The sequence below is a fragment of the Flavobacterium sp. genome (assembly GCF_031423415.1).
Classification (GTDB): domain Bacteria; phylum Bacteroidota; class Bacteroidia; order Flavobacteriales; family Flavobacteriaceae; genus Flavobacterium.
The window spans coordinates 1-2,883 of sequence record NZ_JANPFL010000098.1 but is presented as its reverse complement, the minus strand read 5'-3'; the positions used below and the strand labels follow the sequence as shown (position 1 = coordinate 2,883).

Sequence of the window (2,883 nt, the reverse complement as noted above, 5' to 3'; positions counted from 1 at the left end):
TTACAATTTTGTAATAATAAATTCCGAACGTCTGTTGGCTTGATGTTCAGCTTCAGAGCAACTAGATTTGTTAGTTGGTTCGCACGGACAATTGTTCACTAATTGCGATTCGCCATAGCCTTTAGCTGTTAATCTGGATTTATTGATTCCGTTTTTGATTAACCAAGCCATAGTCGATTTGGCTCTTCTGTCGGATAACGATTCGTTGTATTTAGCCGTTTGTCTACAATCAGTATGCGAACGAATATCTACTTCCATAGTTGGATTTTGTTCCATTACATCGAGTATTTTAGCTAAATCAATAGCAGCATCCTCACGAATATTTGATTTATCTAAATCGAAATAAATAATATTAATTTTGAATTTTTTAGCAATATCATCACCAGTTTTTATTGGTTGCACTGCTTTTTCTAATTCTACTGGAACAAATGTTTTACCTGTTTCTTTAGCGGTAATAGTTGGCGTTTCTACAGTTGTATATTCTGGTCTTTCAGTTTTTAGGTAGTATTTACTGTTGCAATCTACTTTTCCAAAATCAAATTTACCTTCTGCATCAGTAATAACATCTCTTAGTCTATTAAAATTGCTGTCAGACAATGTTACTTTTGCATTTGCAATTGGAAGTCCGGTTTGTTTATCGGTTACAACACCTGATAAAAATTGTTCGCATTCTAATTTTTTGTTTTCTTTAAATCGGTAAATATCATCACTACCTTGTCCGCCATCTCTATTAGATGATACATAACCCAATCGAGTTGTATTGTTGATAATAAACGAAAAGTCATCTTTAGAGCTGTTTAGCGGCTCACCGACATTGATGGCTTCTTTATAAGTTTGATTGTCTAGTTTAGAAACAAATATATCCATTCCACCCAATCCTGGATGTCCGTCAGAGGCAAAATACATTTCGTTATCAGAAGAAACAAAAGGAAACGTTTCTCTACCTTCGGTATTAATTATATTCCCTAAGTTTTCAGGAGTTCCATAACTACCATCGCCTTTAATGGCCACTTTAAAAATATCTGATTGTCCCAATGTTCCTGGCATATTCGATGCAAAGTACAATGTTTTTTCATCTTTACTTAAAGCAGGATGTGCTACATTGTAATTATCGCTATTAAAAGGTAATTCGGTTATGTTTTCCCACTGATCACCATTTAATGTAGCACGGTATACTTTTAATAAAGTAGCTTTCTCAGCATCTTTTCCTTTTTTTCCGTTGAGAAAATTATTTCTAGTAAAGTAAACCGTTTTACCATCTTTAGTAAAAACAGGAGTTGATTCGTGGAATTTAGAATTTAATTTATTTCCAAAACGTTCCGCTTTAGTAAGTCCACCTTCAGCTCCCATTTCAGCTTGATACAAATTGGTAAAACTCTCATTGGTCCATGTGTGTTTTCTACCTGCGAATCCACCAGTATCTCTAGCCGAAGCAAATACTACTTTGTTACCAAGGTAAGCACTTCCGTAATCTGATTTATCAGAATTGATACCTGCATTTTCGATGGTATATCTGCCTGAGTTTTTTCTAATAACAGCCAAATAATCTTTTTGTGCTGTAGCTAATTTAGCTCTAAGGTCGTTTCCACTTTTTTGGTTGAACTTCACTAGCATTTCATCGGCTTTTTTATAGTCTTTCATCGCTTTTAACGATTGTGCATAACGATAGTAGTATTCTGGTTCTACCTCTTGAGTAAGAGCAAATAATTCGCCATACCATTTTGCTGCTTTCTCTAAATCGGCATTAAAATAATAGGCATTTCCTAATTTTTGCAACATATCAGGAGTTTTGTATCCTTTCTCAAAGACACGCTCATAGGTTTTTATAGCATCTATATAAGCAAATTTATCGTAATTTTTATCCGCTTTAGCGACTTTCACTTTTTGTGAATAAATAGTCATCGAAGCGATGCATACTAATAATAATGTAATTTTATTTTTCATCTTTTGTCGCTTTTTAGAAGAATCGTGGTGAAACTATTTTATCTTGTCGTTTGAATAACTCAAATCGTAAAAACACTTCATGAGAACCTGAATTGAAGTTTCTTAATCTAGTTGTTTCTAAATCGTATCCATAACCAATAAACAAACCATCGGTGATTTGAAAACCAGCCATAGCACTCACTGCAGCATCCCATCTCCAAGCAGCGCCTAAAGTAAGTTTTTCAAAGAATAAAAAATTTCCTGAAACATCTAATTGTAGTGGAGCACCTTCAATAATTTTAGTTAAAAAGGCAGGTTTGAATTTTAAACTTGGCGTGATATCAAAAACATATCCACCAATGAAATAAAAGTTCATACGCTCTTTATAAACCGCAATTGTATTGTCGTCATAACGTCTGGTTTCGAAAAAGTTAGGAACAGAGGCACCAAGGTATAATTTATCAGAATGTAAGTAAATACCAGCTCCAATATTAGGAGAAAAATCACTACTTAGGTTCTGCAATAACGGATCGTTCATACTCTGTGGATTTAACTTTGTAACATCCAAATTGAATAAATTAGCCGATCCTTTTACACCAAATGATAACTTATAACTTTCTGATGTTTGGATAGAATACGATACATCAGCCGATATTATATTCTCAGTTGTTGGTCCGATTCGGTCGTTTACAAAGGAAAAACCAACTCCTAGATTACTGTTCGAAATAGGAGAATTGATAGAGAAAGTATTGGTTACTGGGGCTCCATCTAATCCAACCCATTGTGTTCTATGCAATCCAAAAACACTCATGACTCCTCGTGAACCAGCATAAGCAGGATTCACATTGATTGTGTTATACATATAATGGGTGTATTGTGCGTCTTGCTGTGCTTGACTCGCAAATCCCGTTATCATCAAAGCTACTATTAAAATTTTTGTTCTCATTTAGTTTGGTTTTT

General features: G+C 34.3%; 2 protein-coding genes. Both read right to left on the bottom strand.

Annotated elements, in window-relative coordinates; translation table 11 throughout:
- On the bottom strand, positions 1–1,944 hold the full coding sequence (locus RMO83_RS08680; protein ID WP_310559283.1) for an OmpA family protein: 1,944 nt from the start codon (positions 1,942–1,944) through the stop codon (positions 1–3).
- Between the two features lie 13 nt (positions 1,945–1,957).
- The gene (locus tag RMO83_RS08675; RefSeq protein WP_310559282.1) at positions 1,958–2,869 is read right to left on the bottom strand and encodes a type IX secretion system membrane protein PorP/SprF; all 912 of its coding nucleotides are present in this window, start codon (positions 2,867–2,869) and stop codon (positions 1,958–1,960) included.
- Between the last annotated feature and the right edge of the window lie 14 nt (positions 2,870–2,883).